Here is a 19342-nt window from a genome sequence, read left to right on the forward strand (position 1 = left end):
CGCGCATGAGGAACAGGACCGGGACGCCTGAGCGCGCCGCGTCACGGGACGGCGCCGGCCTCCCCCTGTCGTACGCCCAGCAGGGCATGTGGTTCCTGGAGCGCCGCGCCGGCACGACCCGGTACGCCGACCCCATGACCTTCCGCCTCACCGGCCGACTGGACGTGACGGCGCTGCGGGAGAGCATCGAAGAACTCGTTCGCCGCCACGAGGCGCTGCGCACGTGTTTTCCCGTCGTCGACGGCAGGCCCGTCCAGGCAGTAACCCCGGACCTGCCGGTACCGCTGCCCCTGACCGACCTCACCGCGCTGCCCGCGGCGGAACGCGAGGACGCCGCCGACCGGTTCCTGGCCGAGGACCTGCGCCGCGGGTTCGACCTGGCCCACGGACCCCTGGTACGGGCGGTGCTGCTCAGGCTGGCCCCGCGCGAGCACATCGTCCGGATCACCCTGCACCATCTGGTCTCCGACGCCTGGTCCTGGTGGGCGGTGCTCCTGAGGGAACTGGAACGGCTCTACGCGGCACGGCTGGCCGGGCAGCCCTCCCCCCTGCCGCCCGTGCCCACCCAGTACGCGGACTTCGCGCGCTGGCAGCACGCCTGGCTCACGGGACCGGCCTACCCCGGACACCTCGCCCACTGGCGACAGGCGCTGGCCGACGTGACCCCCTTGCCCGCGCTCAGCTTGGCCCGTCGAGCGCCGTCGAGGGACGCACGGCCTCCGCGGACGAGGTGGCTGACCTTCCCGCAGCCCCTGTACGACCGGCTGCGGGCCACCGCCCGCCGTGAGCGCGTCACCGTGTTCATGCTGCTGCTCGCCGCGTTCACCCGGGTGCTGCGCCGGTACGTGGACACGGACGACATCCTCGTCGCCACCCGGGGCGGATTCCGTACCCGGGCCGAGTTCGAGAAGGCCGTCGGCTTCTTCGTGAACATGCTGCCCGTGCGGACCAGGGTGACGGAGGACGGAGCGTTCCGGGACCTGCTGCACCAGGTCCGCCGCAACCTGCTCGGCGTGTACGCCCACCGCGACGTGCCCTTCGAGCGGCTCACCGCCGACCTGGGGCTGTGGCGGCCCGGATTCCGGCCGGTGATCAGCGTGTGCGTCTCCTTCCAGACCACGCCGGAGGTGCCGCCCGCGCTGGAAGGGCTCGACGTGACACCCGTCGACCACGACCCCTTCTCGCCCTACCCCCTGGACCTGGGCTTCTACGAGGACGCAGGCAGGCTGCGGGCCCTGCTGACCCATCACCCCGACCAGTACGACGACACCGCCGCCGGCCGTCTGCTCGACGACCTGAGCCAGGTGCTGGACGCCGCCTGCCGCGAACCGGAGGACACATGAGAGCGCTGCAGTGGCACGGCACCCGCCGGGTGGCCGTTGCCGACGACCTGCCCGTGCCCCGGCTCGAGGACCCGAGGGACGCCGTCGTCCGTGTCGTTCGCAGTGCGATCTGCGGCACCGACCTCCACCCGTACCGCGGCGAGATCGCCGGCTTCACGCCGGGCACGGTCACCGGCCACGAGTTCACCGGCGTGGTCGAGGCCGTCGGACCCGAGGTGCCCGGCCTGCGGACCGGTGACCGGGTCGTCGCGTCGGACATCATCGCGTGCGGCCGGTGCCGGTCCTGCCACGACGGCTGGCACTACCAGTGCGACCGGGTCGGCCTGTTCGGCTACGACACCGTAGTGGGAGCCCGGGCATACGCGGGAGGGCACGCCGAGTACGTGCGGGTGCCCTTCGCCGACGTGGTCCTGTTCCCGATCCCCGACGACGTCGGTGACGAACGCGCGCTGTTCATCGGCGACGTCCTCGCCACCGGCTACGCGTGCGCCGTGGGCGCCGGGGTGCGGCCGGGGGACACGGTCGCCGTGGTGGGCTGCGGTCCCGTGGGCCTGCTCGCCCTGGAGGCCGCCTGGACGCTGGGCGCGGCCCGGGTGCTCGCCGTCGACCCGCTGGAGGGCCGGCGCCGACGGGCCGCCGAACGCGGCGCCCACCCGGTGCCCGGCGGGCCGGACGCCGCCCGGGAGATCGCCGACCTGACCGACGGGCGTGGCGCGGACGCCGTACTGGAGGCCGTCGGCACGGACGACGCGCTGCTGACCGCGCTGCACGCGGTCCGGCCCCGCGGGGTGGTGTGCGCCGTGGGTGCCCACGCCTCCGACGCCATGCCCCTGCCCACACGACTCGCGTTCGCCAAGGAGGTCACGCTGCGCTTCGCCGTCGGCGACCCGATCAGCGACCGTGAGCCGCTGATGAACCTGGTGCGGAGCGGCCGGATCGACCCCACCTTCGTCGTCTCGCACCGGATGCCGCTGGCCGAGGCCCCGGAGGCGTTCCGGTTGTTCGACTCCGGGGCGGTCGGCAAGGTGGTGTTGATCCCGTGAGCCTCTCCACCACCGCCCCCGCGGCGGACGGGGGCACGGCCCGTTCCCGGGACCGTTGCGCGCACGAGGAGGTGGAGCGGCACGCCCGCGACGCGCCGGACGCCCTCGCCCTGCTCTGCGGCGACCGGCAGCTGAGCTACGCGGAACTCGACCGCCGCGCCGCCCGGTTGGCCGCGCGCCTGCGCCGCCTCGGCGTCGGCCCCGACGTGCCCGTGGGCCTGCACCTGACCCGCTCCGTCGAACTGGCCGTGGCGGTACTCGCCGTGCTCAAGGCAGGCGGGGCGTGCCTGCTCCTGGACCCCGCCCATCCGCGCGAGCGGCACAGGCTCGCCCTGGAGGACAGCGGTGCCCCGGTCGTCCTGGCCCAGCGACGGCCGGCCTTCGACGCCACGGCGTACCCGGGGACCGTCCTGTGCCTGGACGGTACGGGGGAGGGCGACGGAGGGGACGGGAGCGGCCAGGAGGGCACCGCCGTGCCCCGTCCGCGGAACCTGGCGTGGATCGCCTACACCTCCGGGTCGACCGGGACACCCAAGGGCGTCGCGCTCGAACACGGCCCGCTCGCCAACCTGGCCCGGCAGATCGCGCTGCGCCTGGACCTGGGGCCGGGCGACCGCGTCCTGCAGTTCGCCTCCATCGGCTTCTCGGTGGCCGCCGAGGAGATGCTCGCCACCTGGGCCGCCGGAGCCTGTCTGGTGATGGATCCTGACGAGGCGCTCGCGGACAGTGCCCGGCTGACCGCCGCCGTGGAGCGATACGGCATCACCGTCCTGCAGCTCACTCCCGCGTACTGGTACGAGTGGCTGCGGGAACTCGACCACGACGGCACCCCATGCCCACCTGCCTCGCTGCGGCTGCTCGTCGTGGGCAGCGAGCAGGTCTCCGTCCACCGCGTCGCGGACTGGCTGCCCACGGGGGTGCGCCTGGTACAGGAGTACGGCGCGACGGAGGGCACCGTCTCCCAACTCCTCTACGAGGCGCCCCACGACGTCGCGCAGGTGGCGAACTGGCCCCGGCTGCCCATCGGCACCCCGCTGGCCGGCGTGCAGGTGCGGCTGCTCGACGAGCGTCTGCGCCCGGTACCGGACGGCCGGACCGGCGAGCTGTACCTCGCCGGTGACTGCCTGGCGCGCGGATACCTGAAACGGCCCCGAGCGACCGCGCAACGCTTCCTGCCCGACCCGTACGCCGACCGGCCGGGCGTCCGGATGTACCGCACCGGCGATCTCGTACGCCGCCGGGACGACGGTGTGCTGGAGTTCCTCGGACGCGCCGACCACCAGATCAAACTCCACGGCGTGCGCATCGAACCCGGTGAGGTGGAGTCGGCGATCGGCACGTATCCGGGCGTCATCGCGAGCGCCGTGTTCGTGCGCACGACGGCGGTCGGAACGCACGAGCTGTGCGCCTGCGTGGTCTGGGAGGACGGCGACGATCCGGTGGGCCTGCGCGCCCACCTCGCGGCCGTCCTGCCCCGGGCATCGGTGCCGGCGCGCCTCTTTCCGGTCGCGGACCTCCCGCTCAATCCCAACGGCAAGGTCGACCGCCGCGCCCTGCCGCACCTCCCCCTCGACGAGCCACCTGACCCGCCGCCCGGCGCCGTGCCCCACACCGCGCTGGAGGCGGCCGTTGCCGGAGTGTGCGCGCTGGCCCTCGGCCGTCCCCTGGTCGGTCCCGACGACGACTTCTTCGCCCTCGGCGGCGATTCCCTCACGGCCACCCGTATCGCGGCCGGTCTGCGGGAGGCGCTTGCCCTGGACGTACGCCAGCGCACGGTGTTCGACGCGCCGACGGCGCGGGCGCTGGCACGCGTCGCTGCGGATCTGCGTCGCGCGGACGACGCCGAGGCCACCGCGGACCCGGGTCCCCGCGCGCGCGGGGAGGGTGGCGCGGACACGGAACCGGAGAGCGTGCCCCTCACCTCCTCCCAACTGCGCATGTGGCTCCAGTACCGGATGGTGCCGACGAGCGCCGCCTACAACGAACCGGTGGTCCTGCGCCTCAGGGGCGAGCTGGTGCCGTCCGCCCTGGAGCACGCGCTCCGGCAGGTCGTCCGGCGGCACGGGGCCCTGCGCGTCACCATCGGAACGGAGGACGGACACCCCGTGCAGCGCGTGGCCCCGCCCGGCACCGCCGTCCTCCCGCTGCGGATCACCGACCTGTCCGACGCCCCGGGGCAGGAGGCGGACCGGGTCCTCACCGAACGGGCCACCGCCCCCTTCGATCTGGCCCGGGGCCCTCTGGTGCGAGCGGACCTGCTGCGCACCGGCCCGACCGACCACCTCCTGGCGCTGGTGTTCCACCACATCGTCTTCGACGGCTGGTCGATCGATGTCCTCTTCCGGGAACTGCCGGAGCTCTATCGGGAGGCCCTGACCGGTGTGCCGGCACGGCTGCCGTCCCTGCCGGTCTCCTACGCCGCGTACGCGTCCCGGCAGGCCGTGCCGGACCCGGTCGCGACGGACGGACAACTCGCCTACTGGAAGGGCGTGTTGGACGGCGCTCCGGCCCGGACGGCACTGCCGCCCACACGTGACGCGGCAGGACCGCCCTCGGCGGGACTGGCCTGCCCGTTCTCCGTCGGCTCCGGCGTCGCGGCACGCCTGCGGGAGCTGGCCGCGAGTGAGCGTGCCACGACCTACACGGTGCTGCTCGCCGGCTTCCTGGCGTTCGTCCACCGGGAGAGCGGGGCCCGTGACCTGGTCGTGGGCTCCCTCGTGTCGGGCCGTGGCCGGCCGGAGTCCGCCGGGATGATCGGACTGTTCACCAACACGGTGGCGTTGCGGGTGCGCCTCACGCCGCGCCTCACGTTCCGGCGGTTGCTGCGCCGGACCAGGGAGGTGGTGTACGGGGCGCTGGAGCACCAGGACGTCTCCTTCGACCGCGTGGTGCGGGAGCTCCGGCCCGCCCGCGACCGGCAGCGCAACCCGCTGTTCCAGCTGATGTTCTCCTACGGCGGCCGCTCGGCGCGCGCGCCCGAGCTCCCCGGTCTGGTCGCGGAGCCCGTGCGGGTCGACACCGGCTCGGCGAAGTTCGACGTCACCGTGATGATCGAGGAGGACGCGGACGGCGGCTTCGCGGGCGTCCTCGAGTACGACCTGGCCCGCTACGACGAGGCGACCGCCGGCCGCCTCACCGCGGCGTTCCCCCCGCTGCTCGCCGCGCTGGCCGAACGGCCCGACGCCGAGCTGTGAGGAACCGATGAGCCCTGCCCCGACGACCGGCCCCTTGCGGCGACCCATGGAGGAACTGTGACGGACAATGCGAACAAGGCGGACAAGGCGACAATGACAGACATGGCGAGGACCCCCGTCTCCGCCACCCTGACGGACCGGGAGGCCCGGCACCTGACGGGTGACGCGGAAGCGGCGGCGGAGGTGGTGCGCGGGATCTGGGCGGAGGTCCTGGAAGCGGACGCCGAGTCGATCGACGTACACCACGGTGACTTCTTCGAACTCGGCGGATACTCGCTGCTCGCCCTTCAGGCCATAGGCAGGATCCTGGCGGAGTACGGGGTCGGCGAAGTGGAGTCGGTGGAATGGGAGGGAGAACTCCTCAACCGTCTCTTCGAGAACGCCACCCCCATGGGCCAGGCCGAGTTCCTGGCGGAGAAGGGCTACGGCAGGCCGAACGGGACCCGCTGACCGGCACGGCATTCGGCCGGGGCGTCCGGCGCCCCGGCCGAATGCCCTTCGCTGCCGCCGACGGAGGGCGCGGACGGTGCCGCCGCCGGCCGCCGGGCTGATCCGCCCGGCGGCCAGGAGCCACCGCAGCGCCGCCCGACCGCGGGCAGCCGGGGCGGCCGGGGCAGCCGGGCCCGCGCCGATGAGGCCGTCCCGTCCGCCTCAGTGGCTGTGCGGCCGGAGCCAGTTCGGCCGGTGCGAGGCGGGCCCGCGCCGGTCCGGCGCGCCGCCCTCGCCCTCCACGCGGCCGGCCAGGTCGTCGCGCTCGGCGGTGGCCCGCCGGGCGGTCTCCCTGTCCCTGCGGTGCTTCTTGCTGCGGTGACGCGCCAGCACCGTTCCGGCGAGCAGCATCCACATGCCCAGGCCGAAGATCAGGGTCAGGGCGATGCCGCCGAGGAACGCCCCGAGTGTGCTGATCGTGAACGGCTGGCTCCCCAGCAGCGTCACCGTGTAGTCCGGACCGCCGGACAGGTTGTACGCGATCAGTAGTCCCGCGAAAGCGGCGGCGCCCGCCATGAGCAGGAGTCCCAGCACCAGCATGGTTCTCACCTCGTCACATGAGGGGTGGGCTCCCGCACCGGGTTACCAGGAGAAAAACGGCAAAACGTGCGGATCGCCCACCGATGTGCCGAGCCCGGCGCCGCGACCGGACCCGCCGGCGCCCGGTCCTGCCCGGGCTCCGGCGGGTCGGTCTTACGGGGTCGGTCCTACGGGGTCGGTCCTACGGGTCGGTCCTGCGGGTGTCAGGCGCCGATGTCGTAGAGGACGAACTCCTCCCAGGAGCCGGTGGGCTCGGCGGAGCGGGCGCGCAGCGCGTACTGGAGCGAACCGGTGTAGCCGTTCTCCATGGTGACGAACAGTCCGTTCAGCGTGGACTGGAGGGCCCAGCGGTCCAGGGTCTCGCTGTAGTACACGATGAACCGCTCCCAGCCGCCGACGCTCGTGGAGCGGGCCCGCAGCACGTTCTGCGCGCTGCCGGTGTAGTTCTTTTCCACCGCCACGTAGCGGTCGTTCGCCAGGGACTTCAGGGCGTAGGTCTCGGTGGCCTCGTCCCACTCGAAGGAGAAGCCCTCCCAGGAGCCGCCGAACTCGGCCGACCGGGCGCGCAGCACACCGGTGTTCGGGGCGGCGTAGTTCGCCTCGGTGGCCACGAACCGGCCGTTGCGGACGGACTGCATCGCCAGCAGCTCGGGCTCCGCGGCCGCGTCCGCGGCGCGTTCCCCGGCGAGCGGGGCCTTCCGGGCGGCCGTCTCCTCGGTGATCCGGGCCAGACCGGCGGCGTCCACCGCCTCCCAGCCGGCGGGTGCGGCGACCGGCCGGTCGGCTTCCGGGGCCGCCCCGGCCGCGGGAGCGACCAGTGCGGAGGTCGCCAGCACGGCGCTCAGGGACAGCAGGACGGAGGTCATGCGTCTCACAGTGTTTCCTCAGCTTTCGTCAAACGGATACCGGGGCGGCGGGCAGAAGGCCCGCGACGGATTCACGGTCGCCTTATCGGGGATTTCGCGGCAGGAACAGAAACGGCCACTGCACGCGGAATGAATTCAGCCCCCGACGACGAGATCCCCCGAATTTCTCCGCACCCCCCGAAACTGCTTCGGCGCCCCTCCCCGGGCGCCTGGGCAGCCGCTGCGCCGACTCGGCGAAGCGATCTCAGCATAGTGATGCCGACGTGCGTTTCGGAACGATTCTGTCGGTTGTTCGATGAAGAGCGTACGGAACAGACATTAATTCTGATGCGCGCAGGTCCTCGTTAATGCAGGGGCAAGGCGCCGTTTTCCGACCGGTCATTCACCGCGCGAATCCGCCGGAGTGGGAGCGGGTGACCCGCCACCGAGGGGCCACCGGCGCCGGCCTCGCACCGCTGCGCGGTGGACGGCCGGTTCGTAGCATGAGGTCATGACCGGCCCAGTCCCCGACGTGATGCGGGCGGCGTACATCGACTCCGTCGGCCCGCCGGACCACATCCGTCACGGAGAGCTTCCCGTGCCGCCCACGGGGCCCACGGACGTGCTCGTGCGTGTCGAGTCGGTGGCGGTGAACCCCGTGGACACGTTCGTGCGCTCCGGCGCGTACGCCACGCCGCTGCCGTTCCCCTTCGTCGTCGGCCGGGACCTGGTGGGGGAGGTCGCCCTGGCGGGACCCGGCGCCGGGGGCTTCGCGCCCGGGCAGCGGGTGTGGTGCAACAGCCTGGGGCACGAGGGACGCCAAGGAGCCTGCGCCCAGTACGCGACGGTCGCCGCCGAACGGCTCTACGCGGCGCCGTCCGACCTCGCCGGGGAGGATCTCGTGGCCGCGGCACACCCGGCGGCGTCGGCGCATCTCGCCCTGTTCCGGCACGGCCGGCTGAGGGCGGGGGAGACCGTCTACGTCGGGGGCGGCGCCGGGAACGTGGGGAGCGCCGCCGTGGCGCTGGCGGCCCGGGCCGGGGCCCGCGTGGTCGCCACCGCGCGCGCCGAGGACGCCGAGGCGGTGCGGGGCCTCGGCGCCGCCGAGGTCCTCGACCACCGGTCGCCCGACCTGGGCGAGAAGGTGCGCCGAGCCGCTCCCGACGGGTACGACGTGCACCTGGACACGTCCGGGCGCGGGGTGCTCGCCGACGCCGTCGACGTGCTGGCCCGGGGTGGGCGCCTGGTCGCGATGGTCGGACTGGGCCGGGGCGCCGCCGCGTTGCCGCTGGGCCGGCTCTACACCAAGGACGCCTCCGTCGTGGGCTTCGCCATCAGCAACGCCACGACGGCGGACCTCGCCGACGCGGCGCACGGCGTCGCGGGCCTCCTGCGGGACACGCCGTGGCGTCCGCGCATCAGCGATCGGCTGCCGTTGTCGATGACGGCGGAGGCCCACCGCAGGCTGGAGGCGGGCGAGGTCCGGGGCCGCCTGCTCCTCACCCCCTCCTGATCTGCGGGCGGGGCGATCCCGGTCCGTCGGCGGTGCTCGTCGATCCGCTCGTCGTGGCTGCCCGGGGTCGCTGTGCTGGTGTTCGACGGGCTGCTCCGGGACCGACGACGGCGGCGGCGAGGCGTCCCCCGGACGGTGGCGCCCGGGCCGCGCCCAGGACGGATCCGCGGCGGACGGCGGGATCGACGTCCCCGAACGGGGGACCCGGAGCTTCGCCGGGCCGTCGCACGGCGGCCGGCGGTCCGCGGCCGAGTGGTGGAACCCCGGCACCGGGTCCACGCTGGTGAACAGCCTAAGGAGCGCGCATGATGAGCAACGGGCACGGCCGGGAACCGGACGTCCTCGTGGTCGGGGGCGGTCTCGCCGGGCTGGCCTGCGCCTTCGACCTCAGCCGTGCCAACCTGCACGTGACGGTCCACGAGGCCTCCGACGAGGTCGGCGGACGGATGCGCACGGACCGCCGGGACGGCTTCCTCCTGGACCGCGGCTTCCAGGTCTTCAACACCGCCTATCCGCAGGTACGACGCCGGCTGCCGCTGCGCAGACTCGGACTGCGGCCGTTCACCCCGGGGGTGCTGGCCCACACGCCGTCCGGCGTCGTCCGGCTCACCGACCCGACCCGCCGCCCGCGCGAGGCCGGCCGGCTGCTGCCGGGCCGGGCCCTGGGGGCCAGGGACCTGGCCGCCCTGACCGGCCTCACCGCCAGGGACGTGGTGGCCCCGGCCGCCCTGCTGAAGCGTGGCCGCGACCGCCCCACCGCCGAGGCCCTGGCGCGCAGCGGACTGTCCCGCGAGGCGGTGGACCACCTGCTGCGTCCCTTCCTGGCGGGGGTGTTCCTGGAGCCGGAGCTGGAGACGTCGGCCCGCTTCTTCCACCTCGTGTGGCGCAGCACGGCCCGCGGCACGCTCTGCCTGCCGGCCCGCGGGATCGGCAGCGTGCCGCGGCTGCTGGCCGCCCGGCTCCCCGAGGGCACCGTGCGACTCGAGTCACCCGTACGGAGCCTCACCGACCGGGGCGCGGTCCTCCAGGACGGCACCGAGCTGCGGGCCGGCGCCGTGGTCGTGGCCACCGACGCGGCGACGGCGGCCCGGCTGCTGCCGGGACTCGACGTACCGCCAGGCCGGACCGTCACCACCTACTACCACGCCACCGACCGCTCACCGCTGTCCGAGCCGATCCTCGTGGTCGACAGCACGCTGGCCGTCCTGAACACCTGCGTGCTGACCGAGGTCAGCCCCACCTACGCGCCGCCGGGCACCTCCCTGGTGTCCACGTCGGTCCTGGGCGCGGACGCGCCGGGCCGGGAGGACGGCGTCCGGCGGCGGCTGGCGCAGCTGTACGAGACGGACACGGCCGACTGGCGGTCGGTCGCCACGTACACCGTCGAGGGCGCGCTCCCCGTCATGCGTCCCCCCTGGCCGTTGAGCCGCACCACACGCTGGTCCGAGGGCCGCTACGTCTGCGGCGACCACCGCGCCACCGGCTCGGTCCAGGGCGCGCTGGCCTCCGGCAGCCGGGCGGCGCGGGAGGTCCTGGCGGACCTGTGGGCGCGACCGCATCCGCCGGGCGCGGTTCCCGCGAACACCGGGAGGGACGGCGTACCGCCGTGACCCGCCCTCCCGTCCCCGCGACGACCGGCGAGCCACGCGCCGTACACGACCGGCGAGCCCCCGTCGTCCGGATCGACCGACGTACGAAGGAGCACGACATGGCGAAGAACCGCGACAAGGGCGACCACCTGAAGAAGGGCGACAAGGTCGGCTGGAGCACCCACGGCACCACGACCGAGGGCGAGGTCGAGAAGAAGATCACCAAGCGGACCGAGGCCGCGGGCCGCACGGTGGACGCGTCCCCCGACGACCCGCAGTACGAGGTCCGCAGCGACAAGTCCGGGAAGTCCGCGGTGCACAAGCCGTCCTCGTTGAAGAAGAAGTGAGGCGGCCGTGGACGGCGAGGAGCAGAAGGAGACCTGGGAGGGCTTCCAGGAGCTGGTGAACATGAAGCCGGCCGACCTGGAGAAGTGGCTGGAGTCCGACCGGTCCAGGGACGTGGGGCAGCACCAGGACGGGGGAGAGTCCACCGGCCACGCGTCCGGCCGCCGGATCGTGGAGATCCAGCGGACGAAGAAGGGTGACCTCACGGACGACGACTACCGTCACATGCGCAAGGTCGTCGGCTACATCCGCCGGCACCTGGCCCAGCGCCCCTCGGGCGACGTCCAGGACACCAAGTGGCGGTACTCGCTCATGAACTGGGGCCACGACCCACTGGCCTGACGCCGGCCCACGCGCCTCGCCCCCTTCGAGGCCCCGCACAGCACCAGGCCCCGCACAGCACCAGGCCCCGCACAGCACCAGGCCCCGCACAGCACCAGGCCCCGCACAGCACCAGGCCGCGCACGGCACCAGGCCCGCACAGCATCAGCGCATCGACGGAAGGAACCGGCGGCACATGGACGAACAGGACGCGCACCGGCGCCCGGAAGGTCTCGACGACGACACGGTGGCAGCCCTCGGATCACTGTCCAAGGCCCTGGAGACGACCGAGCGTGCCCGCGGGCACCTGTTCTCCTTCCACCAGCTCACCGGCACGGCGGACCTCGAACTGGACCGCGCGGTGGAACTGCTGCGCAAGGCGGGCCACCCGGAGTGGGCGGAGCGGGTCGAGCGGGAGATCCTCGGGCGCAACGTCATCCCGGGCCACTGGACGTTCCAGATCGTCGAGGCCTACGACCGGACGTACTACCAGGCGTTCAAGGACCTGGAGCGCGAGGCGGTGGAGCGGCTCGCGGACGGCCGCGACCACCTGTTCGAGGCGGAGATGAAGGAGACCCGCCGGACCCGGGGCCACCCGGACCACACGGCTCGCCCCGACAGCCCCGGCACCCGGCGGCCGAACGCCCCCTTCACCTGACGGCGGTGGTCTGCAAGTCCCCGGCGGTGGACGCGCGGCCGCACACGACGGGCCTTCTATACGCTGATCACGTGTCGACAGCGAACCAGCGCGGACAGCACGCGCAAGAACGGGGGACCCGGACCGGGCCCGAGGCGGGCGACCTGCAGGAACTCGCCGCGCGGATGCGGCGGATGAACGGCGAGATCAACCGCCTCGTGCACGGTTTCGCCGGCACCCACGGTCTGCACGCCACCGACGTGCAGGCGCTCGCGGCGATCCTCGACGCGGAGGAGCCCATGACGCCGGGCCGGCTCCGTGAGCACCTCGGGCTCACCTCGGGAGCGGTCACGGCCTGCGTGGACCGGCTGGAGCGCGCGGGGCACGTGCGCCGGGTCCGGGAGGCCGCCGACCGCCGCGTGGTCCATCTGCACTACGTGCCCGAGGCGCGCGCGGCGGCCAGGAGCTACTTCCGTCCGCTGGCCGGCGCGGCCGCCGCCGCCTGCACCCGCTTCGACGAGGGGGAGCTGGCGGTCGTGCTCCGCTTCATGGCGGCGATGAACGAGGAGCTGGGGCTCGTCCGGACGGACGAGCGCTGATTCCCGCACGCGTGGTGCACGCGTGGTGCATCCGGGGGAGGGGCGCGGGCAGTAGTAGGCGTGTCACGAGGACCCCAAGTAATTCAATCATTGAGATTGTTTATGATCGAGTCACTTTTCCGCGCCCCTGAGCTCCAGGAGACCTGAACACCGATGTCCCTCCCCTCCCGGCGCGCCCGCTGGCTCGTCCCCGTCGTCCTGCTCCTGGCCTGGCTCGGCATCGGAGGTGCGCTCGGACCGTACGCGGGGAAGCTCGGCGAGGTCGCCACCAACGACCAGGCCGCCTTCCTGCCCCGCAGCGCCGAGTCCACCCGGGTGATCGACGAGCAGGAGGCCTTCCAGCAGAACGAGACCCTTCCCGTGATCGTGGTGTGGACCGCGGACGGCGGCGGCGCCGTCACCGGCCACCGGGCCGAGGCCACCCGGTCGGTGGCCGGCCTGGAGGGGGAGCCCGGCGTCGCCGGCCCCGTGACACCCGCGTTGCCGTCCGAGGACGGCGAGGCACTGCAGGCCGTGGTCCAGGTCGAGCCCGACCTCGGCGACCGCCTGCCCGACGTGCTCGAACGCATCGGCGCGGCCGCCGACCGGGTACCGGACACCCGGGCGCAACTGGCCGGCCCGGCGGCCTCCCAGGCCGACCTCTCCGACGCGTTCTCCGGCATCGACGGACTGCTGCTCGGCGTCGCGCTGATCACGGTGCTGGTGATCCTGCTGCTCGTCTACCGCAGCGTCCTGCTGCCCCTGGTCATCATCCTGGGCGCCGTCTTCGCGCTGGGGCTGGCCTGCGCGATCGTCTACGCGCTCGCCGACCGCGGCGTCGTACGCGTCGACGGGCAGGTCCAGGGCATCCTCTCCATCCTCGTCATCGGCGCCGCCACCGACTACGCGCTGCTGGTCACCGCCCGCTTCCGCGAGGAACTGGCCCTGCACCCCGACCGCTTCGGCGCCGTGCGCGCCGCCCTGCGCGCCTCCTGGGGGGCCGTCGTCGCCAGCGCGGGAACCGTCGCCCTGGGCCTGCTCGCGCTGCTGCTCAGCGACCTTACCAACAACCGCGCGCTCGGACCCGTCGGCGCCATCGGCATCGTCTGCGCCGTGCTGAGCACCCTCACCTTCCTGCCCGCCGTCCTGGTCCTGCTCGGCCGGGCCGCCTACTGGCCGGCCAAGCCCGTCCGGGCCGGCGACCCGGAGGCCGGGCACCGCCTGTGGCACCGCATCGCCGCCCTGGTCGACCGGGCGCCCCGACGGGTGTGGGCCGTCTCGCTGGCCGCGCTGATCGCCTGCGCCGCCTTCGCGCCGGGCCTCTCGTCCAAGGGCGTCCCGCTGGACGAGATCTTCGTCAACGACACACCCTCCGTCGCCGCCCAGCAGACCCTGGCCCGGCACTTCCCGGGCGGTTCCGGCAACCCCGCCGTCGTCATCGCGGACGCCGACCGGCTCGATCCCGTCCTCGCGGCGGCCCGCGACACCCGCGGCGTGGCCTCCGCGGACGCGGTGACCGCCTCCGGCCGGCCCGGCGGCGGGGACCCCAAGGTGGTCGACGGGCGGGTGCGGATCGACGCCACGCTCCAGGCACCGGCGGACAGCGACGCCGCCAAGGACACGGTGGCCCGGCTCAGGTCCGCCGTCCACGACGTCTCCGGGGCCGACGCCCTGGTCGGCGGCTACACCGCCCAGCAGTACGACACCCAGCGCACCGCCGCACACGACCGCACGCTCATCGTGCCCGTGGTCCTCGGCATCATCCTGGTCATCCTGATCGCCCTGCTGCGCTCCCTGCTCATGCCGGTGCTGCTGGTGGCCACGGTGGCGCTGAACTTCCTCGCCACCCTGGGCGTCTCGGCACTCGTCTTCACCCATGTGTTCGGCTTCAGCGGCACCGACGCCTCCGTGCCCCTGTACGGGTTCGTGTTCCTGGTCGCCCTCGGCGTGGACTACAACATCTTCCTGATGTCCCGGGTGCGGCAGGAGTCGCTCCAGCACGGCGTGCGGGAGGGCATCCTGCGGGGCCTGACCGCCACCGGCGGCGTGATCACCTCGGCCGGTGTGGTCCTCGCCGCCACCTTCGCCGCGCTCGGGGTGATCCCGCTGGCGTTCCTCGTGCAGATCGCCTTCATCGTGGCCTTCGGCGTCCTGCTGGACACGCTGGTGGTGCGTTCGCTGCTGGTCCCGGCGCTCGCCCGGGACATCGGCGCCGTCGCCTGGTGGCCCGGCCGTCTCTCCCGGGAGGAGCCGGGCGGGCGGTCCGGCACGCCGGCCGACCGCCCCGCCGACGGCGGCTGACCCGGACTCAGCCGCGTCGGGCGTCCGTCCCGGCCGGTGCGAGGGGGCGCACCGTGCCGAGGCAGCGCCGTACGGCGATCTCGATGACGACCCGCTCCGGGTTCGCCCGGGGCTGCCGGTAGCGGTCCGCGTACCGGGCCTCCGCGTCGCGGACCGCCCCGGCGTCGTCCCGCACGGTGGCGACGCCCTCCAGGGTGGACCAGCGCCTGCCGTCCACCTGGCCCACGGCGACGACGGGACGCCCCGCCCGCTCGACGTTGCGGACCTTCGCGGTGCCCCGGCTCGTGATGACCCGGGCCGTACGGGTGGCGTGGTCGTACGTCACCCCGACCGGGACCAGGTGCGGGCTCCCGTCGGCGCGCGGCGTCGACAGGAAGCACACCCGGCGCTCCTGCCAGAACTCCACGAACTCCGCGTCCGCCTCGTGCAGTTCCTCGGTGTTCATCGCGTCTCCTCACGTGGGGTGCCGCGGCGCCCGGAGGTGGTGTCGCCGGGGCCGGCCCCGACCAGTGTGCGCGACCGGGGCGTCCCCGGCGGCGTGCCCCCCGATGGCCGGGGGGACCGGCCCGCGCAAGGGCCGGGTGAGCCAGCGGCACATCTGACGGGAAAGGGCGGAAGGATCCGGCCGGCGCGTGACAGGAGGCCGCCCGGAGGGAAGCCGTGTCCCGAAGGTCCGCGCACGCCGACGGGACGGAGTACAGGCGATGGCCAGCACGACAGGGGAGACCCGAGCGGCCGCGACGGCGCCGAACAGCATCAGGCTGCCCGGCATCGTCCTCGGAGTCGGACTCGGGGGCTTCGTCGACGGCATCCTGCTCCACCAGCTCCTCCAGTGGCACCACATGCTCACCAGCACCAACCACGACCGCATCGGAGTGAAGTACTACAACCCGCACACCGTCTCCGGGCTGGAGATGAACACCGTGTGGGACGGCGTCTTCCACACGGTGTGCTGGCTCTCGGTCCTGCTGGGGCTGGCCCTCCTGTACTCCCGGGTCACCCACCACCGGCGGGCGGTGTGGGCCTCCCGGGTGCTGTGGGGCTGGATCCTCGTCGGGTGGGGCCTGTTCAACCTGGTCGAGGGCGTGCTGGACCACCACGTCCTGGGCATCCACCACGTCCACGGCGGTCCCCACCAGGCATGGTGGGACGCCGGGTTCCTGGTCCTCGGCGCCCTGCTCGTGGCCGGCGGCCATCTGCTCCAGCGCGGCGGACAGCCCTTCGACCCCGAGGCTCCGCGCCGCACGGAGGGCCGCGCCTGATGGACGACTCGCCCCTCGGCTCGTCCCTCGGCCCACCCCTCGCCCCGCACCAGGACGCGCATCACGCCCCGCACGACGGCGCCCACCCCGCGCACCCCGCGCACCACGACGACCCGGGCACCGCGGGCGGCCTCCTGGAGGCGGCACCGACCGTCCTCGTCCTCGCCCTCGTCCTGGTCGCGGCCGCCGGGTACCTGCTGGCCGTCCGCCGGGCCCGGCGCCGCAACCCCGCCCTGGGCTGGAGCGCCTGGCGGACGGCGTCGTTCCTCGGCGGGCTGGCGGTGGTGGCCGTCGCCCTGCTGCCCCCGCTGGGGCCGGCCGCACACACCGACTTCCGGGGGCACATGGCCCAGCACATGCTCATCGGCATGTACGCCCCGCCGGCCCTGGTGCTCGCCGCCCCGGTCACCCTGGCACTCCGCGCCCTGCCACCGGCCGGTGCCCGCCGGATCACCTCGCTGCTGCACAGCCGCTTCGCACGCCTGGTCGCCCACCCCGCCGCCGCGCTCGTACTGAGCACCGGCACCCTCGGCCTGCTGTACTTCACCCCGCTGTACGACGCGGCGATGGGCCACCCCGCGGGGCACTGGCTGATGAACGCCCACTTCCTGGCCTCCGGATGCCTCTTCGCGTACGCCGTCGCCGGCCCCGACCCGGCTCCCGGTCGGCCCGGCGTACCGGCCCGGCTGGTGTACCTGGGCGTCGCGATCGCCGCCCACGCCCTCATCGCCCAGGCGATGTACGGCGGGTTCTTCGTCCACGTCCACGCACCTGTCGACGAGGTGCGGCAGGCGGCGGAGATCATGTACTACGCGGGCGACCTCGCCGAACTCCTGCTGGCCGCGGCGCTGGTGGCCACCTGGCGGCCCGAGCGCGGGCGCCGTCGCGAACGGCCGGTCAGCGGAGCGGTGCGCGGCGGCCCCGGCTCAGGCGGCGTCGCGGTCGGCCGACCGGCGTCCGGCCGACCTGTGTCCGGCCGACCGGCGTCCGGCTGACCGGTGCGCGGCGGCCTGCTGCCCGGAACGCCTGGCCGTCGGGCCGCCGGCTCCGCCCCCGGGGATCAGTCGCAGATGGCGGCGCCGGGCGTGCCGGGCGGTCGGGTCCGGATCACCGAAGAGCCGGTCCTCCAGGCAGGTCATGGTGTACAGCAGCAGCCCCAGGCCGGGCAGCAGCAGGACGGCGACGACAACCACGCCGGGGCCCCCTCCGGTGGACGACTCCTCCCGGCTGCCCGGCTCGGCGCCGGTGATGGCCGGTCGTGAGTGAAGATGCCGCAACCGTCAGGCAAACGCACTGAACCCACCCAAAGGCGTATAAGCAGACACCATCTGACTGATCGGGGCGAATCCTGTCAGGCGTCATGCACGCGCCGTCCCCGGGTAGGCGGGGCCGACGGCAGACACGTCATCCCCGAGGAACGGAGCACCTGAGTCGATGTCGCACACCTCACCGCCCACCGGCACGACCGAGAACGCGCAGTCGGCGGCCTCGTGGTCGCACTGGTTCGGCGACCACACGGCGGCACTGGTCGGGATACCCCTGCGCATCGCGCTCATCGTCGTCATCCTGCTGGTGGTGCGCGCACTGGCCAAGCGGGCCATCACCCGGGTCGTCCAGCGGGTGCTGGAGCCCCCGGCGGGCGAGCCCGAACGCAGCCGCCCCCGGCGCTCCGGCCGCGGCGCCGCCGTACTGCACCGCGACCGGTCCCGGGCGCGGCAGCGACGCGAACAACGGGCCCGCACGATCGGCTCGGTGCTCAGCAGCGCCGTGACCATCGTGCTGTTCATGGTCGGCGTGGCCATGGTGCTCGACCAGGTCGGCATCGCGCTCGGCCCGCTCCTGGCCAGTGCCGGGGTGGTCGGTCTGGCGATCGGCTTCGGCGCGCAGAGCCTGGTGGCCGACTACCTGTCCGGCCTGCTCATCATGATCGAGGACCAGTACGGCGTCGGTGACTCGGTCGACCTCGGCGAGGCCGTCGGGGAGGTCGAACAGGTGGGCCTGCGCCTGACCCACGTGCGCGACCTCAACGGCGGACTGTGGCACATCCGCAACGGCGAGATCATGCGGGTCCGCAACGACAGTCAGGAGTGGGCGCGCGCGGTCCTGGACGTCGCGGTGACCTACGACGCCGACCTGGACACGGTCTACCGCGTGCTGGAGGAGACCGGCCGGACCCTGAGCGAGGACCCCCGCTTCGCCGACCTCCTGCTCGAGGACGTCTCGGTGTGGGGCGTGCAGGCGCTGGACGCCGACGGGGTCACGGTGCGCGTCGCGGTGCGGACCGTGCCGCTTCAGCAGTGGGCCGTCACCCGTGAACTGCGGCGCCGTGTCAAGGACGCCCTCGACGCGGCCGGCATCGACATCCCCTTCGCGCGGGCGGTGTGGATGCGTGGTGACGCGGCGGAGGCCGACGCCTAGCGGGCCGCGACGCGGGGCCGAGGGCCCCTGAGCGCACGTACGCCTGCCTCGTGGGCGGGCCACCGGCCGGTGTGCGGGTTTGCCGGACCGGCAAAGTTCTTTGTCGTCCTGGCCCCGCCGGAGGCAGCCTGCATCCAGGGCGCGCGGGTCGCCGCGTGTCCGCCGAGCACCGTTCCGTCCGTCTCCGGGAGGCACCATGACCGACACGTCCGCGCAGGCTTCCGCCACCGAGTTCTGGGAGGCCCGCTACCGTGACGCCGACCGCGTCTGGAGCGGCCGTCCCAACGATCTGCTGGTCCGCGAGGCGAGCGGCCTCACCCCCGGCACCGCGCTGGACCTGGGCTGCGGCGAGGGGGCGGACGCCGTGTGGCTGGCCGCACGCGGCTGGCGGGTCACCGGTGTGGACATCTCCGGCACCGCGTTGGAGCGCGCCGCCGGCCACGCCGCCGACGCCGGCGTGGGCGACCGGGTCGCCTGGGAACGCCACGAACTGGGCCGGTCCTTCCCCGACGGGTCCTTCGACCTGGTGAGCGCCCACTACCTGCAGTCCCCGGTGCCGCTCGACCAGCGGACCGTCCTGCGCGACGCCGCACGGGCCGTGGCCGACGGCGGCACCCTGCTGCTGGTCCTGCACGCGGGCTGGCCCTCCTGGCAGACCGAACCGCCCTTCGACGCGGTCTTCCCCACCCTGGACGGCGTCCTCGCCGAACTCGCCCTGCCGGACGGCGAGTGGACCGTCGACACCAAGGAGACCGTCCGTCGGCCGAGCGTCTCCCCCGAGGGCGTCGAGGGCCACCGCGACGACCACGTGTGGCGTCTTCGCAGGGTGTGAGCCCGCCCGCCCGCGCAACGCTGTCCGCGGCCGGTTCCCGCAGGCCGCTCCGGGTACCCAGGCCGCGGGCGCGACCGGCACCGGTGCGCCCG

19 protein-coding genes are annotated in these 19342 nt (G+C 73.9%); 15 read left to right on the forward strand and 4 right to left on the reverse strand.

Features of this window, described 5'->3' with window-relative positions; genetic code table 11:
- Nucleotides 1–5: 5 nt before the first annotated feature.
- The 4 genes from ACGF5T_RS22160 (at nt 6) to ACGF5T_RS22175 (ending at nt 6030) form a co-directional block, all read left to right on the forward strand.
- The gene (locus ACGF5T_RS22160; protein ID WP_361015741.1) at nt 6–1343 is read left to right on the forward strand and encodes a condensation domain-containing protein; all 1338 of its coding nucleotides are present in this window, start codon (nt 6–8) and stop codon (nt 1341–1343) included.
- Nucleotides 1340–2386, forward strand: a complete 1047-nt coding sequence (locus ACGF5T_RS22165; RefSeq protein ID WP_361015739.1) for an alcohol dehydrogenase family protein — start codon at nt 1340–1342, stop codon at nt 2384–2386. The genes ACGF5T_RS22160 and ACGF5T_RS22165 overlap by 4 nt, the downstream gene beginning before the upstream one ends.
- Nucleotides 2383–5580 (forward strand): amino acid adenylation domain-containing protein, encoded by a 3198-nt coding sequence (locus tag ACGF5T_RS22170; RefSeq protein WP_366766926.1) that lies wholly within the window; start codon nt 2383–2385, stop codon nt 5578–5580. The genes ACGF5T_RS22165 and ACGF5T_RS22170 overlap by 4 nt, the downstream gene beginning before the upstream one ends.
- Before the next feature lie 102 nt (nt 5581–5682).
- Entirely contained in the window at nt 5683–6030 is a 348-nt protein-coding gene (locus ACGF5T_RS22175; protein WP_361015735.1) for an acyl carrier protein, read from the forward strand.
- Nucleotides 6031–6231: 201 nt separating this feature from the next.
- Here ACGF5T_RS22175 and ACGF5T_RS22180 read toward each other — a convergent pair whose 3' ends face one another.
- Nucleotides 6232–6609 carry a hypothetical protein gene (locus ACGF5T_RS22180; protein ID WP_366766925.1) on the reverse strand — a complete coding sequence of 126 codons (378 nt, stop codon included), beginning with the start codon at nt 6607–6609 and terminating at the stop codon, nt 6232–6234.
- Between the two features lie 203 nt (nt 6610–6812).
- Nucleotides 6813–7475: a hypothetical protein gene (locus tag ACGF5T_RS22185; protein WP_361015905.1), complete on the reverse strand. Its 663-nt coding sequence runs from the start codon at nt 7473–7475 to the stop codon at nt 6813–6815.
- A gap of 490 nt (nt 7476–7965) precedes the next feature.
- On the opposite strand from ACGF5T_RS22185, the gene ACGF5T_RS22190 reads away from it, so the two are divergent.
- The 7 genes from ACGF5T_RS22190 (at nt 7966) to ACGF5T_RS22220 (ending at nt 14738) form a co-directional block, all read left to right on the forward strand.
- The gene (locus ACGF5T_RS22190) at nt 7966–8967 is read left to right on the forward strand and encodes an NADPH:quinone reductase (protein WP_366766924.1); all 1002 of its coding nucleotides are present in this window, start codon (nt 7966–7968) and stop codon (nt 8965–8967) included.
- A 308-nt stretch (nt 8968–9275) separates the two neighbouring features.
- On the forward strand, nt 9276–10577 hold the full coding sequence (locus tag ACGF5T_RS22195) for an NAD(P)/FAD-dependent oxidoreductase (protein ID WP_366766993.1): 1302 nt from the start codon (nt 9276–9278) through the stop codon (nt 10575–10577).
- A 98-nt stretch (nt 10578–10675) separates the two neighbouring features.
- Nucleotides 10676–10903, forward strand: coding sequence for a DUF2945 domain-containing protein (locus tag ACGF5T_RS22200; RefSeq protein ID WP_366766923.1), 228 nt, complete (start codon nt 10676–10678; stop codon nt 10901–10903).
- A 7-nt stretch (nt 10904–10910) separates the two neighbouring features.
- Nucleotides 10911–11243, forward strand: a complete 333-nt coding sequence (locus ACGF5T_RS22205) for a DUF3140 domain-containing protein (protein WP_366766922.1) — start codon at nt 10911–10913, stop codon at nt 11241–11243.
- Nucleotides 11244–11418: 175 nt separating this feature from the next.
- Nucleotides 11419–11880: a hypothetical protein gene (locus ACGF5T_RS22210; RefSeq protein WP_356605155.1), complete on the forward strand. Its 462-nt coding sequence runs from the start codon at nt 11419–11421 to the stop codon at nt 11878–11880.
- Nucleotides 11881–11951: 71 nt separating this feature from the next.
- Entirely contained in the window at nt 11952–12458 is a 507-nt protein-coding gene (locus ACGF5T_RS22215) for a MarR family winged helix-turn-helix transcriptional regulator (RefSeq protein ID WP_366766921.1), read from the forward strand.
- A gap of 153 nt (nt 12459–12611) precedes the next feature.
- Nucleotides 12612–14738, forward strand: coding sequence for an MMPL family transporter (locus ACGF5T_RS22220; RefSeq protein ID WP_356605151.1), 2127 nt, complete (start codon nt 12612–12614; stop codon nt 14736–14738).
- A gap of 7 nt (nt 14739–14745) precedes the next feature.
- Here ACGF5T_RS22220 and ACGF5T_RS22225 read toward each other — a convergent pair whose 3' ends face one another.
- Nucleotides 14746–15183, reverse strand: a complete 438-nt coding sequence (locus ACGF5T_RS22225; RefSeq protein WP_361015730.1) for a PPOX class F420-dependent oxidoreductase — start codon at nt 15181–15183, stop codon at nt 14746–14748.
- Nucleotides 15184–15442: 259 nt separating this feature from the next.
- Between ACGF5T_RS22225 and ACGF5T_RS22230 the strand changes: the two genes are divergently transcribed.
- Both ACGF5T_RS22230 and ACGF5T_RS22235 read left to right on the forward strand, forming a co-directional pair.
- Entirely contained in the window at nt 15443–16000 is a 558-nt protein-coding gene (locus tag ACGF5T_RS22230; RefSeq protein ID WP_356605148.1) for a DUF2243 domain-containing protein, read from the forward strand.
- Nucleotides 16000–16995: a cytochrome c oxidase assembly protein gene (locus tag ACGF5T_RS22235; protein ID WP_366766920.1), complete on the forward strand. Its 996-nt coding sequence runs from the start codon at nt 16000–16002 to the stop codon at nt 16993–16995. The genes ACGF5T_RS22230 and ACGF5T_RS22235 overlap by 1 nt, the downstream gene beginning before the upstream one ends.
- Here ACGF5T_RS22235 and ACGF5T_RS22240 read toward each other — a convergent pair.
- Nucleotides 16927–17193 carry a hypothetical protein gene (locus ACGF5T_RS22240; protein ID WP_356605144.1) on the reverse strand — a complete coding sequence of 89 codons (267 nt, stop codon included), beginning with the start codon at nt 17191–17193 and terminating at the stop codon, nt 16927–16929. The genes ACGF5T_RS22235 and ACGF5T_RS22240 overlap by 69 nt on opposite strands.
- 241 nt (nt 17194–17434) lie before the next feature.
- Between ACGF5T_RS22240 and ACGF5T_RS22245 the strand changes: the two genes are divergently transcribed.
- The gene (locus ACGF5T_RS22245) at nt 17435–18418 is read left to right on the forward strand and encodes a mechanosensitive ion channel family protein (RefSeq protein WP_361015724.1); all 984 of its coding nucleotides are present in this window, start codon (nt 17435–17437) and stop codon (nt 18416–18418) included.
- Between the two features lie 196 nt (nt 18419–18614).
- Complete coding sequence (locus tag ACGF5T_RS22250; protein WP_361015722.1) at nt 18615–19250, forward strand: class I SAM-dependent methyltransferase; 636 nt, start codon at nt 18615–18617, stop codon at nt 19248–19250.
- Nucleotides 19251–19342: the final 92 nt, after the last annotated feature.

The organism is Streptomyces sp. NPDC047853, from assembly GCF_043204535.1.
GTDB lineage: Bacteria > Actinomycetota > Actinomycetes > Streptomycetales > Streptomycetaceae > Streptomyces.